The 12,958-nt window shown below is 67.0% G+C and carries 12 protein-coding genes; 7 read left to right on the top strand and 5 right to left on the bottom strand.

Going from position 1 to position 12,958, the window contains the following annotated elements:
- Positions 1-7 precede the first annotated feature (7 nt).
- On the top strand, positions 8-1,207 hold the full coding sequence (locus tag AB0876_RS23260) for an argininosuccinate synthase (protein WP_491840747.1): 1,200 nt from the start codon (positions 8-10) through the stop codon (positions 1,205-1,207).
- 5 nt (positions 1,208-1,212) lie between these two features.
- Entirely contained in the window at positions 1,213-2,640 is a 1,428-nt protein-coding gene (argH, locus tag AB0876_RS23255) for an argininosuccinate lyase (RefSeq protein WP_491840748.1), read from the top strand.
- Here the strand turns inward: argH and AB0876_RS23250 are convergent.
- Positions 2,637-4,430: an ABC-F family ATP-binding cassette domain-containing protein gene (locus AB0876_RS23250; RefSeq protein WP_491840749.1), complete on the bottom strand. Its 1,794-nt coding sequence runs from the start codon at positions 4,428-4,430 to the stop codon at positions 2,637-2,639. The genes argH and AB0876_RS23250 overlap by 4 nt on opposite strands.
- Before the next feature lie 153 nt (positions 4,431-4,583).
- Between AB0876_RS23250 and AB0876_RS23245 the strand changes: the two genes are divergently transcribed.
- The 3 genes from AB0876_RS23245 to AB0876_RS23235 all read left to right on the top strand — a co-directional run bounded on the left by AB0876_RS23245 (position 4,584) and on the right by AB0876_RS23235 (position 8,418).
- Positions 4,584-7,580, top strand: a complete 2,997-nt coding sequence (locus AB0876_RS23245; RefSeq protein WP_491840750.1) for an acyl-CoA synthetase — start codon at positions 4,584-4,586, stop codon at positions 7,578-7,580.
- 76 nt (positions 7,581-7,656) lie between these two features.
- Complete coding sequence (locus AB0876_RS23240) at positions 7,657-8,190, top strand: hypothetical protein (RefSeq protein ID WP_491840751.1); 534 nt, start codon at positions 7,657-7,659, stop codon at positions 8,188-8,190.
- A 9-nt stretch (positions 8,191-8,199) separates the two neighbouring features.
- Positions 8,200-8,418 (top strand): Trm112 family protein, encoded by a 219-nt coding sequence (locus AB0876_RS23235; protein ID WP_055120282.1) that lies wholly within the window; start codon positions 8,200-8,202, stop codon positions 8,416-8,418.
- Here the strand turns inward: AB0876_RS23235 and AB0876_RS23230 are convergent.
- From AB0876_RS23230 to AB0876_RS23220, 3 genes are read right to left on the bottom strand one after another with little or no spacing between them, the layout of a single operon-like run.
- A complete protein-coding gene (locus tag AB0876_RS23230; RefSeq protein ID WP_055114699.1) occupies positions 8,401-9,027 on the bottom strand; it encodes a TetR/AcrR family transcriptional regulator in 627 nt (208 codons plus the stop codon). The genes AB0876_RS23235 and AB0876_RS23230 overlap by 18 nt on opposite strands.
- 6 nt (positions 9,028-9,033) lie before the next feature.
- A complete protein-coding gene (locus AB0876_RS23225) occupies positions 9,034-9,861 on the bottom strand; it encodes an ABC transporter permease (RefSeq protein WP_082939847.1) in 828 nt (275 codons plus the stop codon).
- Positions 9,786-10,571 (bottom strand): ABC transporter ATP-binding protein, encoded by a 786-nt coding sequence (locus AB0876_RS23220; protein WP_491840752.1) that lies wholly within the window; start codon positions 10,569-10,571, stop codon positions 9,786-9,788. The genes AB0876_RS23225 and AB0876_RS23220 overlap by 76 nt, the downstream gene beginning before the upstream one ends.
- 80 nt (positions 10,572-10,651) lie before the next feature.
- On the opposite strand from AB0876_RS23220, the gene AB0876_RS23215 reads away from it, so the two are divergent.
- Both AB0876_RS23215 and tyrS read left to right on the top strand, forming a co-directional pair.
- Positions 10,652-11,263 (top strand): DNA-3-methyladenine glycosylase, encoded by a 612-nt coding sequence (locus AB0876_RS23215; RefSeq protein ID WP_491840774.1) that lies wholly within the window; start codon positions 10,652-10,654, stop codon positions 11,261-11,263.
- A 27-nt stretch (positions 11,264-11,290) separates the two neighbouring features.
- A complete protein-coding gene (gene tyrS, locus AB0876_RS23210) occupies positions 11,291-12,577 on the top strand; it encodes a tyrosine--tRNA ligase (protein ID WP_491840753.1) in 1,287 nt (428 codons plus the stop codon).
- Positions 12,578-12,756: 179 nt separating this feature from the next.
- On the opposite strand, the gene AB0876_RS23205 is transcribed toward tyrS, so the two are convergent.
- A partial coding sequence (locus tag AB0876_RS23205; protein WP_526043057.1) for a hypothetical protein occupies positions 12,757-12,958 on the bottom strand: 202 nt, incomplete at its 5' end.

Here is a 12,958-nt window from a genome sequence, read left to right as displayed (position 1 = left end):
ATTGCTCATGTCCGAACGCGTCATCCTGGCGTACTCCGGAGGTCTGGACACCTCGGTCGCGATCAGCTGGATCGGCAAGGAGACCGGCAAAGAGGTCGTCGCCGTCGCCATAGATCTCGGCCAGGGCGGCGAGGACATGGATGTCGTCCGGCAGCGTGCCCTGGACTGCGGTGCGGTCGAGGCTGTCGTGGTCGACGCCCGTGACGAGTTCGCCGACGAATACTGCCTGCCGACCATCAAGGCGAACGCGCTCTACATGGATCGCTACCCGCTGGTGTCGGCCATCAGCCGCCCGCTGATCGTCAAGCATCTGGTCGACGCTGCCCGCAGCCACGGCGGCACCGTCGTCGCGCACGGCTGCACCGGCAAGGGCAACGATCAGGTGCGCTTCGAGGTCGGCTTCGCTTCCCTCGCACCCGAACTCGACGTCATCGCCCCGGTCCGCGACTACGCCTGGACCCGCGAGAAGGCCATCGCGTTCGCCGAGGAGAACGCGATCCCGATCAACGTCACCAAGCGTTCGCCGTTCTCGATCGACCAGAACGTGTGGGGCCGCGCGGTGGAGACCGGGTTCCTCGAGGACCTGTGGAACGCCCCGACCAAGGACGTCTACGACTACACCCAGGACCCGACGGTCAACTTCAACGCCCCCGACGAGCTGATCATCAGCTTCGACAAGGGCCGCCCGATGGCGATCGACGGTCGTCCGCTGTCCGTGCTGGAGATCATCCAGGAGCTCAACACCCGGGCCGGCGCCCAGGGCGTGGGCCGGCTCGACGTGGTCGAGGACCGGCTGGTCGGCATCAAGAGCCGCGAGATCTACGAGGCCCCGGGGGCGATGGTGCTGATCACCGCGCACACCGAGCTCGAGCACGTGACGCTTGAGCGCGAGCTGGGCCGGTACAAGCGAGGCGTCGACCAGAAGTGGGGCGAGCTCACCTACGACGGCCTGTGGTTCAGCCCGCTGAAGCGGTCGCTGGAGGTGTTCGTCGAGCACACGCAGGAGCACGTCTCCGGCGACATCCGGCTCGTTCTGCATGCCGGGAGCGTCATCGTCAACGGTCGCCGGTCCGGTGAGTCGCTGTACGACTTCAACCTCGCCACCTACGACGAGGGCGACAGCTTCGACCAGAGCGCGGCCAAGGGCTTCGTGCAGCTGCACGGTCTGAGCTCCAAGATCTCGGCCAAGCGCGACCTGGGCCTGTAAGTGACATGAGCACCAACGACGGAACCACCAACGAAGGATCGCTGTGGGGCGGCCGGTTCGCCGACGGTCCTTCGGCAGCCCTTGCCGCACTGAGCAAGTCGACCCATTTCGACTGGGTGCTGGCGCCGTACGACGTCACCGCGTCGAAGGCCCACGCCCGAGTTCTGCACCGGGCCGGCCTGCTCACCGATGAGCAGCGGGACGGGCTGCTCGCGGGCCTGGACAGCCTGGGTTCCGACGTCGCCGACGGCAGTTTCGGGCCGCTGGTCACCGACGAGGATGTGCACGGTGCTCTGGAGCGCGGCCTGATCGACCGGGTCGGGCCGGATCTCGGCGGCCGGCTACGGGCCGGACGTTCGCGTAACGACCAGGTGGCCACGCTGTTCCGGATGTGGCTGCGCGACGCCGTCCGCCGGGTGGCCGACGGCGTGCTCGAGGTGGTCAACGCGTTGGCGGTGCAGGCCGCCGCGCATCCGACGGCCATCATGCCGGGCAAGACCCACCTGCAGGCCGCGCAGCCGATCCTGCTCGCGCACCATCTGCTGGCGCACGCTCATCCGCTGCTGCGCAATGTCGACCGGCTCGCCGATTTCGACGACCGCACCGCCGTCTCGCCCTACGGTTCCGGGGCACTGGCCGGTTCCTCGCTGGGCCTGGATCCCGATGCGATTGCCGCGGATCTCGGATTCGCCTCGGCGGCAGACAATTCCGTCGACGCCACCGCGGCCCGCGATTTCGCGGCCGAGGCGGCTTTCGTCTTCGCTCAGATCGGGGTGGATCTGTCCCGGCTCGCCGAGGACATCATCCTGTGGAGCACCACCGAATTCGGTTACGTGACCTTGCACGACGCCTGGTCGACCGGCAGTTCGATCATGCCGCAGAAGAAGAACCCGGACATCGCCGAGTTGGCCCGCGGCAAGTCAGGACGCCTGATCGGCAACCTCACGGGCCTGCTGGCCACGCTCAAGGCGCAGCCCCTGGCCTACAACCGGGATCTGCAGGAGGACAAGGAGCCGGTCTTCGACTCGGTGGCCCAGTTGGAGCTGTTGCTGCCCGCGATGGCCGGCCTGGTGGGCACGCTGACCTTCGACGAAGAACGGATGGCCGCGCTGGCACCTGCCGGTTACACGCTGGCCACCGATATCGCCGAATGGCTGGTCCGCCAAGGGGTTCCGTTCCGGGTTGCCCATGAGGCCGCGGGGGAGGCCGTGCGCGTCGCCGAGGGGCGCGGGGTCGGGCTAGACGAACTCACCGACGACGAGTTCGGCGCGATCAACCCCGCGCTCACCGCGCAGGTGCGCGAGGTGCTGACCGTGGAGGGGTCGGTCAACGCGCGCAGTGCGCGTGGCGGTACGTCACCGGTTCAGGTCGCCAAGCAGCTCGGCGTGGTCCGAAAGACCGCTGAGGAATTGCGGATCCGGCTGCGCCGCTAGCCGATCTGCTCGCCGAGTTCGAACCAGCGTTCCTCGACCTCGGCGACTTCGTCCTCGAGCGCGCGGATGGCGGCCACCTTGACCGCGAGTCCCTCGAAATCGGACTGGTCATGGTCCGCCATCGCCGTCCGGGACCGGTTGATCTGTTCCTGCAGTTTCTCCAGCCGGCGTTCCAGGGCGGACACCTCCTTCTGCGCGGCCCGCAACTCGGCGCCGGACAGCCCGTCCGGTGCAGTGCCGGCAGCAGTTGCCTGTGCTGCGCCGGTCTCCGACCCATGGGCAGCCCGCAACCGCAGGTACTCGTCCACCCCGCCCGGCAGATGCCGCAGATGCCCGCCGAGGATCCCGTACTGCTGATCGGTGACCCGCTCCAGAAAATAGCGATCGTGGCTCACCACGATCAGCGTGCCGGGCCACGAATCGAGCAGATCCTCCATGGCGGAGAGCATGTCGGTGTCCAGGTCATTGGTGGGTTCGTCGAGGATCAGCACATTGGGTTGTGCCAGCAGGATCAACAGCAGTTGCAGGCGACGTTGCTGTCCGCCGGAGAGGTCCTTGACCGGTGTCGACAACTGGGCGCTTGAGAACCCGAGGCGCTCGAGCAACTGCCCGGGCGTGAGTTCCTGGGCCTTCGACCCGCTGCCGAACACATATGTCGTGCGCAGGTTGGCCAGTACTGTCCGCACCGGATCGCCGAGGTGTGGCTCAAGCTCGTCGACGGTCTGGGTGAGGGTCGCCACCTGCAGCGTCTTACCGTGTTTGACCCGTCCGGAGGTCGGTTGCACCGAGCCGTCGATCAGGCCGAGCAGCGTCGATTTTCCGGCGCCGTTGACGCCGAGGATCCCGGTGCGCTCACCCGGGGCGATCCTCCACTCGACCTGGTGCAGCACCTCGCGGTCGCCGTAGCTCACCGACACGTCCAACAGGTCGACGACCTGCTTCCCGAGCCGGGACACTGCCAGGGACTGCAGTGCGACCTTGTCCCGGATCTCGGGCACGTCGGCGATCAGTGCGTTGGCCGCGTCGATACGGAACTTCGGCTTCGAGGTACGGGCCGGAGCGCCGCGACGCAGCCAGGCCAGTTCCTTGCGGGCCAGGTTCTGCCTGCGCGCCTCGATCGTGGCCGCCTGACGGTCGCGTTCCACCCGCTGCAGGATGTAGGCGGCGTAGCCGCCGTCGAACGGTTCGACGATGCGGTCGTGCACTTCCCATGTGGTCGTACAGACCTCGTCGAGAAACCAGCGGTCGTGCGTCACCACCAGCAGTCCGCCGGACGACGCGGACCAGCGCTTCTTGAGGTGCGCGGCGAGCCAGGTGATCGCCTCCACGTCGAGGTGGTTGGTCGGCTCGTCGAGCGCCAGCACGTCGTGATCGCCGGCGAGCAGCCTGGCCAGAGCCACCCGGCGCCGCTGACCGCCCGACAGCGTGCCGAGTCGGGCGTCCCACGGCAGGTCTGCGAGCAGTCCCGCGATGACATCGCGCCCACGGGGGTCGCCGGCCCACTCGTGTTCGGGCACGTCGCCGACCACGGCGTGGCCGACCGTGTCGGTGTCGTCGAGGGTGTCGGCCTGATCGAGTACGCCGATCCGCACGCCACCGCGCACGGTGACCCGTCCGGAATCGGGTTCGAGTCTGCCGGCCAGCATGGCCAGCAGGCTGGATTTGCCGTCGCCGTTGCGGCCGACGATGCCGATCCGGTCGCCTTCGCTGACGCCGACGGTGACCGCGTCGAACACCACCCCGGCGGGGTACTCCAGATGCAGGGTTTCGCCCCCGAGCAGGTGTGCCATCGCCGCCGACCCTATCGTCCGGCGCCCGCGAAACCGGCATCGCAGGGGGCCACTGTCGGCATCGCGGTGATCACATCGGCGATTGGTTGCTGTTATGCCATGATGACGACGTCAATCGGGGGTCGGGTGAGTTGTCAGGTGGGGAGCAAACTGGTGGATTTCTCGGCAGTGACCAAACCGGTCGAGCGGTTGCTGGCAACCGCGCAGAACGGTCTGGAGGTACTGCGCTACGGAGGCCTGGAGACCGGTGCGGTCCCGTCACCGTTCCAGATCATCCAGAGTGTGCCGATGTACCGGCTGCGGCGGTACTTCCCGCCTGACGCCCGCCCCGGTGCCCAGGATCCACGTCCCCCGGTGCTGATGGTGCATCCGATGATGATGTCGGCCGACATGTGGGACGTGACGCGCGACGACGGTGCGGTCGGCATCCTGCACGCCGCGGGTGTCGACCCGTGGGTCATCGACTTCGGCTCGCCCGACAAGGTCGAGGGCGGTATGCAGCGCAACCTCGCCGACCATGTGGTGGCGTTGTCGGAGGCCATCGACATCGTCAAGGAGGTCACCGGTCGCGACGTGCACCTGGCCGGCTACTCGCAGGGCGGGATGTTCGCCTACCAGGTCGCTGCTTACCGGCGGTCCAAGGATCTGGCGAGCATCATCGCATTCGGATCCCCGGTCGACACCCTGGCCGCGTTGCCGATGAACCTTCCGGCCGGGGTCGCCGCGGGTGCGGCGGACTTCATGGCCGATCACGTGTTCAGTCGCATCGATATCCCGGGCTGGTTGGCGCGCACCGGCTTCCAGATGCTCGACCCGATCAAGACCGCGCAGTCGCGGCTGGAGTTCCTGCGTCAGTTGCACGACCGCGAAGCCCTGCTGCCGCGTGAGCAGCAGCGCCGCTTCCTGTCGTCGGACGGCTGGATCGCCTGGTCCGGGCCGGCGATCGCCGAACTGCTCAAGCAGTTCATCGCGCACAACCGGATGATGACCGGCGGCTTCTCCGTCCACGGCGACCTGGTCACGCTCTCCGACATCGACTGCCCGATCCTGGCGGTGATCGGTGAGGTCGACGACATCGGCCAACCGGCCGCGGTGCGCGGCATCAAACGGGCCGCACCGGACGCGGACGTCTACGAATACCTGATCAGGGCAGGACATTTCGGCCTGGTCGTGGGGTCCAAGGCCTCGACCCAGACCTGGCCGACAGTGGCGCAGTGGGTGAAATGGCTCGGCGGAGAACAGAAGCCCGACGGCGTGGTGCCGATGGGGTCGCAGCCGGCGGATCATCCCGAGGGCGGAGTGTCGTTCTCCACCCGCGTCACCCACGGCGCGACCGCGGCCACCGAGATGGCGTTCGGCGTGGCCCGCTCGGCCGCCGAGGCGCTGGTGACGGCGAACAAGAACGCCCGGACCCTGGTCATCGAGACGGCTCGCACGCTGCCCCGGTTGGCCCGGTTGGGTCAGGTCAACGATCACACCCGGATCTCGCTCGGCCGGATCATGAGCGAGCAGGCCCGCAGCGCCCCCAACGGCGAGGCGCTGCTGTTCGACGGCCGCGTGCATACCTACGAGGCCGTGGATCGCCGGATCAACAATGTGGTGCACGGACTGATCGACGTCGGTGTGCGCCAGGGCGCCCGGGTCGGCGTCCTGATGGACACCCGGCCCAGTGCCCTGGTCGCCATCGCGGCGCTGTCCCGGCTGGGAGCGGTGGCCGTGCTGCTGCCGGAGGCGGACCTGGCCGAGGCGGCCCGTCTCGGTGGCGTGGCCGAGATCATCGCCGACCCCAGCCATCTCGATGTGGCCCGCAAGCTGGACATGCGCGTGCTGGTCCTCGGCGGCGGTGAGAGCCGCGACCTCGATCTGCCAGAGGAAACGGACGACGTCGCCGCGGTCGTCGATATGGAGAAGATCGACCCCGACGTCGTCGAACTGCCCGGCTGGTACCGGCCCAACCCGGGCCTCGCACGCGACCTGGCTTTCGTCGCCTTCAGCGAGGTCGGCGGGGAGCTCGTGGCCCGCCAGATCACCAACTTCCGATGGGCCCTGTCCGCGTTCGGCACCGCGTCGGCGGCGAATCTGGGCCGTGGCGACACGGTCTACTGCCTGACCCCGCTGCATCATCAGTCCGGTCTGCTGGTCAGCCTGGGCGGTGCCGTGGTCGGTGGTTCACGCATCGCGCTGTCGCGCGGACTGCAGCCCGACCGGTTCCTGCAGGAGATCCGGCAGTACGGCGTCACCGTCGTGTCCTACACCTGGGCGATGCTGCGCGAGGTCATCGACGATCCGTCGTTCTCGCTCACCGGAAATCACCCGGTTCGGTTGTTCATCGGATCCGGCATGCCGGCCGGGTTGTGGAAGCGCGTGGTCGACGTGTTCGAGCCGGCGCAGGTCGTGGAGTTCTTCGCCACCACAGACGGACAGGCCGTGCTGGCCAATGTGTCCGGGGCCAAGATCGGCAGCAAGGGCCGGCCGTTGCCCGGCGGCGGCACCGTCGAACTCGCCGCCTACGACGCCGACGACGACCTGATCCTGGAAGACGAGCAGGGGTTCGTGCGCAAGGCCGAGGCCAACGAGGTGGGTGTGCTGCTGGCTCACCCGCGTGGCCCGGTCGATCCGACGGCCGTGGTCAAGCGCGGTGTCTTCGCGCCGGCCGACACCTGGGTGTCCACCGAGTTCCTGTTCCGTCGCGACGAGGACGGTGACTACTGGCTGGTCGACAACCGTGGTGCGGTGATCCGGACCGAGCGAGGCCCGGTGTTCGCGACAAGCGTCAACGACGCGGTCGGCCGGCTCGACGCGGTCGACATGTCGGTGACCTACGGCATCGAGGAGTCGGGCCGGCAGTTGGCGGTGACAGCCCTGGCGCTGCGCCCCGGCGGCAGCGTCCCTACCGCCGATCTGTCGCTCGCCCTGGAGGATCTGGCCGCCGGCAACCCGCCCGACGTGGTGCACGTGGTGGCCGACATGGAACTCGGTGCGTCGTACCGTCCGCTCGTCGCGCCGTTGCGGGCCGCGGGCATCCCGAAATCCGGCCGGCGTAACTGCTGGTACCTCGACGCCGATACAGGGACGTACAAGAAATTGACCGCGGCCAGCCGGGCCGAACTGGTCGCCGGCGGCGCCGACGACGAGGCCGACGCCGACTAACAGCGACGCCGGACGGGATGCCGGGGCCAGAACGCGCTGTTACGCTCCGGCGGACGGCAGAACGACTGGAGGATCGATGACATCGGGATCGGGTGCGAACAGCTGGCGTCGGGTCATGACCGGCGGTGCGCTGGTCCTGGGCCTGCTGGTGGGCGCGGGTGCGCCGACGGCTGCCGCCGACCCCGCTCAGCCGACCCCGGCCGCGGATGCACCCGGGTCGGCCGCTCCGGCGGCCCCGCAGATGACCGCCGACGAGGCGTTGTCCATCATCGCCAAGGATTACGACACCGGCGAGGGCGGCGGCCAGATCTCGACACTGATCCACGACATCCTGAAGCTGCGTCAGCAGGGCTACAAGCCGTCGAACGCCAACCGTGAGGCGATCACCAAGGCCCTCGACAAGCGCCCCAACCAGGTCCCGCTGATCAACGCCCTCAAGAGCACGCTGTCCTACCAACGCAAGTTGCAGGCACAGTCCCAGGCACAGATTCCGCAGCAGAGTGGACTCAACCCGGGGGTGGGCCAGTTCCCGGGCGGTATCGCTCCGATTCCGGGCGGGGGCGGGGGACAGCCCGGCCCGAGTGGCGGCATCCAGATCCCGCTGGGCTAACTTCACGTGGTGGTCGACGACAAGCTTCTGAGCATCCTGGTCTGCCCGCAGGACCGCGGGCCACTGCTGCTGGCCGGAACGGACTGGCTCTACAACCCCCGGTTGCGGCGCGCCTACCGGATCGAGGACGGCATCCCGGTCCTTCTGGTCGACGAGGCCGTGGCCATCGAGGATGACGCCGAGCACCGGCGGTTGATGGAGCTGGCCGGGTCAGGGGAGTCCGGGTAGGTCACCGGTCAGATAGCGCTGCAGGGTGGGTGCGATCGTCTCGGCGATCTGATCCGCCGGCAGCGTGGCGAAGGGCTCGAGCTCCAGGATGTAACGCGCCATCGCGACCCCGACCAGTTGTGAGGCGACGAACTGGATGCGGATCCGGGAACTGCCGGGCGGGTTGTCCACCCGTGGCCCGATTTCGCCGATGATGATGTCCTGGAGAAACGACCGGACCAGCGATACGTCGTTGCCGGCCAGGATGGAGCGCAGCGTCGCGACAAAGCCCTTGCCGATCTCGGAATCCCACAGCGGCAACAGGATTGACGGCAGCGTGTGTCCGATCTGGTCGACCGGCACCTCTTTGAGCCGGCTGATCACGGTCATCGGATCGATGGGAATGTGGATCGCCGCGGCGAATAGTTGGGTCTTGGTGCCGAAGTAGTGGTGCACCAGTGCCGCGTCCACTCCGGCATCGGAGGCGATGGAGCGGATCGATGTCTTGTCGATTCCGTTGCGGGCGAACAATTCTCGCGCACTGGTCAGAATGCGCTCGCGTTTGTCCGATGGTCCGGCCGGGCGGCCGGGCCGTTTGCGTTCTCTGCTGGAGTCGACGTCGGTGCTCACGGGTTCCTAGGGGGTTCGACGGCGCAGGGTGGCCGCGGCCAGACACAGTGCCAGCGCCGCAAAGCCGAGCACGATCGCGATGTCGCGTGCCGCGATGGCGGTCAGCTCAGCATGGGCGCCGACCTGCTGCAGGGCTTCGAGTGCATAGCTGGCCGGTAGCACGTTACTGATCCACTGCAGCCAGTCCGGCAGCGCGGCCCGCGGCACGATGATGCCGCACAACAGCAGCTGGGGCGCGATCACCACCGGCATGAACTGCACGGCCTGGAACTCGGTGCGGGCGAACGCGCTGCACAACAGCCCCAGACCGACGCCGAGTACGGCGTTGATGATCGCGATCAGGAACACCAGAATGGGGCTGCCCTCGGTGTGGAGTCCGAGGAACCAGAACGAGACGACGCAGGCGAGGGTGGCCTGCGCCGCGGCGGCGATCGAGAACGCGGTGCCGTAGGCGGCGAGCAGATCGAACCGCCGCAGTGGGGTGGTCAGAATGCGCTCGAGAGTTCCCGAGACACGTTCGCGCTGCATGGTGATCGAGGTGATCAGAAACATCACGATGAGCGGGAAGACGCCGAGCATGATCAGGCAGGCATTGTTGAACGGTGTCGGTTGCCCGGGCGCGTGCGGTGCGTTCTGGAACATGAAGTACATCAGCGTGATGATCAGGCTGGGGACCAACAGGATCATCGCCACGCTGCGATGGTCGGCGGCGAGCTGTCGCAGGATCCGTCCGGTGGTGGCCAGGTAGGCGGCCGGGCTCAATCGGCTCGGCTGTGCTCGGCTGTGGCGCTGCGCCGGATGACGGTGAGAAACGCTTCCTCCAGGGACGTGCATTCCGTGTCCTTCCGTAGCTGGTCAGGGGTGGTGTGGGCAAGCAATCGGCCTTCGCGCATGAGCAGCAGGTCGCCGCAGTGGTCGGCCTCGTCCATGACGTGACTGGAAACCAGCAGGGTTGTTCCGCGCCGTGACAGTTCGTTGAACTGTTCCCACAGGTCGACGCGCAGGACCGGGTCGAGGCCGACGGTCGGCTCGTCGAGCACCAGGAGTTCGGGTTCGGCCACCAGGGCGCAGGCGAGCGACACCCGGGTCCGTTGCCCTCCGGAGAGGTTGCCGCAGTACGCGGTGCGGTGATCGTCGAGTCCGACCGCCCGAATGGCGCCGGCCGCCGAGTCCGCCGACGTGCCGTACAGCGCGGAGAAGTAGCGGACGTTGTCGATGACCCGCAGGTCGTTGTAGATCGTCGGATCCTGCGTGACGTATCCGACGCGGTGGCGCAGCGGTGCCGTACCGGCGGGGTGTCCGAGCACCGTGACGGTGCCCGCCTCGATGATCTGGGTCCCGACGATGCTGCGGATCAGGGTGGTTTTGCCGCAGCCTGACGGGCCGAGCAGGCCGGTGATGGCACCACGGGAGATCCGCACCGAGAGGTCTCGAATCGCGGGACGTCCACCACGGCTGACCTGCAGTCCGGTGATGTCGACGGCGGGGGCGGCGGCGTTGGACGGGAAACCGGTCGAGAATTCATCGATCGATGAAGTCATCATGTGATGAATAATGCGCCCACGTATGGCCGGTGTCAACGGTGGATGTTGCGGAGTGCAAAATCGCTCGGGTGGGCTTGCAGATAGGCACCGAGCTGTTGGCTGGTGACCCCTTGTTCGCAGCCCGTCGGCTGTTGGGGGCCGAGCTGACCGGACGCGGTGTTCGCGCCGTCATCGTCGAGGTCGAGGCGTACGGCGGCCCGCCAGACGGCCCCTGGCCCGACGCTGCCTCGCATTCGTTTCGCGGTGCAGGCGGGCGGAATCTCGTGATGTTCGGCCCGCCCGGACACCTGTACACCTACCGCAGCCATGGCATTCATGTCTGCGCAAATGTGGTCTGCGGATACGACGGTGTGGCGGGCGCGGTCCTGCTGCGTGCTGCGGTGGTGAGTGCCGGCACCGAGGTGGCCGCGCGGCGCCGGGGGCCTGCGGTGCTCCCCGTTGCGTTGGCGAGAGGGCCGGGAAATCTGTGCTCTGCCTTGGGAATCGCTATGGAGGACAACGGGATTGACCTCTTCGATGTCGACAGCCCGGTGCGGTTGACGCTGGGCGATGCGGTCCCGGGGGTCGATGGCCCACGGGTGGGCGTGAGTAAGGCCGCCGACCGGCGGTGGCGGTTCTGGATTGCCGGCCGGGGAGAGGTCTCCGCGTATCGGCGCAGCCCGCGTGCGCCTGCGCCCGGCACCAGTGATTGACCTGCGCAATGCGGCATGATCGTCGTCATGAGCATGGGAATCCTGGATGAGCTGGACTGGCGTGGGCTGATCGCCCAGTCGACCGACCGCGATGCGTTGGCGAACGACCTGGCCAAAGGCCCCATGACCGTCTATTCGGGCTTCGACCCGACCGCGCCCAGCCTGCACGCAGGCCACCTGGTTCCGTTGCTCACGTTGCGGCGGTTCCAACGTGCCGGGCACCGGCCGATCGTGCTCGCCGGTGGGGCGACCGGGATGATCGGTGACCCTCGCGACACGGGGGAGCGCACTCTGAACACCGCCGACACGGTGTCGGACTGGGCCGGACGCATTCGCGGTCAGTTGGAGCGGTTCGTCGAATTCGACGACAGCCCGACCGGTGCGATCGTCGAGAACAACCTCAATTGGACAGGCCAGCTCTCGGCCATCGAATTCCTACGCGACCTGGGAAAATACTTCTCGGTGAACGTGATGCTGGATCGGGAGACGGTCCGCCGCCGGCTCGAAGGCGACGGTATTTCCTACACCGAGTTCAGCTACATGCTGCTGCAGGCCAACGACTTCGTGGAGCTACACCAGCGGCATGGTTGCGCATTGCAGATCGGTGGCTCCGATCAGTGGGGCAACATCGTCGCCGGCGCCCGATTGGTGCGCCAGAAGCTGGGCGCCACCGTGCATGCGATGACGACACCGCTGGTCACCGACTCCGAAGGTAAGAAGTTCGGCAAGTCGACCGGCGGCGGCAACGTGTGGCTCGATCCCGAGATGACCAGCCCGTACGCCTGGTACCAGTACTTCGTGAATGCCGCCGATGCCGACGTCATCGGTTACCTGCGGTGGTTCACCTTTCTGTCGCCGGAGGAGATCAGCGAGCTCGAGGACGCCACAAAGAACCGTGCGCATGAACGCGCCGCGCAGAAGCGGTTGGCGCGTGAACTCACCACGTTGGTGCATGGGGAAGGGGCGACGAAGGCGGTCGAGCTGGCCAGCCAGGCGTTGTTCGGTCGTGGTGAGTTGGCGGACCTCGACGGATCGACGCTCGGCGCCGCGCTGCGCGAAGCCAGTAGTGGGCAGGTAGCCGAGCTGAAGCCGGGCGGCCCGGATTCGATCGTGGATTTGTTGGTGAGCACCGGGTTGGCGGCAAGTAAGGGGGCCGCGCGCCGCAATGTCGCCGAGGGCGGGGTGTACGTGAACAACATTCGCATTGAAAGCGACGAGTGGTTACCACAGCATTCCGATTTTCTGCATGAGCGTTGGCTCGTGTTGCGACGTGGCAAGCGGCACATTGCCGGCGTCGAGCGCACCGGCGGCTAGCGCATCCGGAAGTCGCGCTCTGACCTGGGAAAACGTCGCAGCGACCTGGCGATTTGACTCGCTGTTAGCGCTCACGTAACTTATTCCAGGTCAGAGCGACACGGACAAGCGCCGGGGAGCGAAGACGAAATCCGAGAGAGACACCCATTACGGTGGGTATTCTCACTGCCCGCAGAAACTCAGCGGCTTTTAGCCGCGGGATTTCTGCGCGACAAACTCGGGCGTGTTGTTTGAGAACTCAATAGTGTGTTTGGTGGTTTTTGTTTGTTGTTTTTGGCCACGCTCTTTTTCCCGTTTAGGGTGTGGCTTTGTTTTTTTGATGCCAGTTTGTTGGTGTCTTTTGTTTGGTCGAATTTTTCTGATTCGAATTCTTTCGGGTTT

Origin of the sequence: Mycobacterium sp. NPDC049093 (assembly GCF_040704635.1) — a bacterium.
In the GTDB taxonomy this organism is placed as follows: Bacteria; Actinomycetota; Actinomycetes; order Mycobacteriales; family Mycobacteriaceae; genus Mycobacterium.
The sequence above is the reverse complement of the archived record's forward strand: the minus strand, read 5'-3'. Positions and strand labels throughout refer to the sequence as shown.

Coding starts and splice junctions, on each gene's coding strand:
- argH (WP_491840748.1), top strand. CDS start 1,213: ATGAGCACCAACGACGGAACCACCAACGAAGGATCGCTGTGGGGCGGC.
- AB0876_RS23260 (WP_491840747.1), top strand. CDS start 8: ATGTCCGAACGCGTCATCCTGGCGTACTCCGGAGGTCTGGACACCTCG.
- AB0876_RS23225 (WP_082939847.1), bottom strand. CDS start 9,861: ATGCACGTCCCTGGAGGAAGCGTTTCTCACCGTCATCCGGCGCAGCGC.
- AB0876_RS23240 (WP_491840751.1), top strand. CDS start 7,657: ATGACATCGGGATCGGGTGCGAACAGCTGGCGTCGGGTCATGACCGGC.
- AB0876_RS23220 (WP_491840752.1), bottom strand. CDS start 10,571: ATGATGACTTCATCGATCGATGAATTCTCGACCGGTTTCCCGTCCAAC.
- AB0876_RS23250 (WP_491840749.1), bottom strand. CDS start 4,430: ATGGCACACCTGCTCGGGGGCGAAACCCTGCATCTGGAGTACCCCGCC.
- tyrS (WP_491840753.1), top strand. CDS start 11,291: ATGAGCATGGGAATCCTGGATGAGCTGGACTGGCGTGGGCTGATCGCC.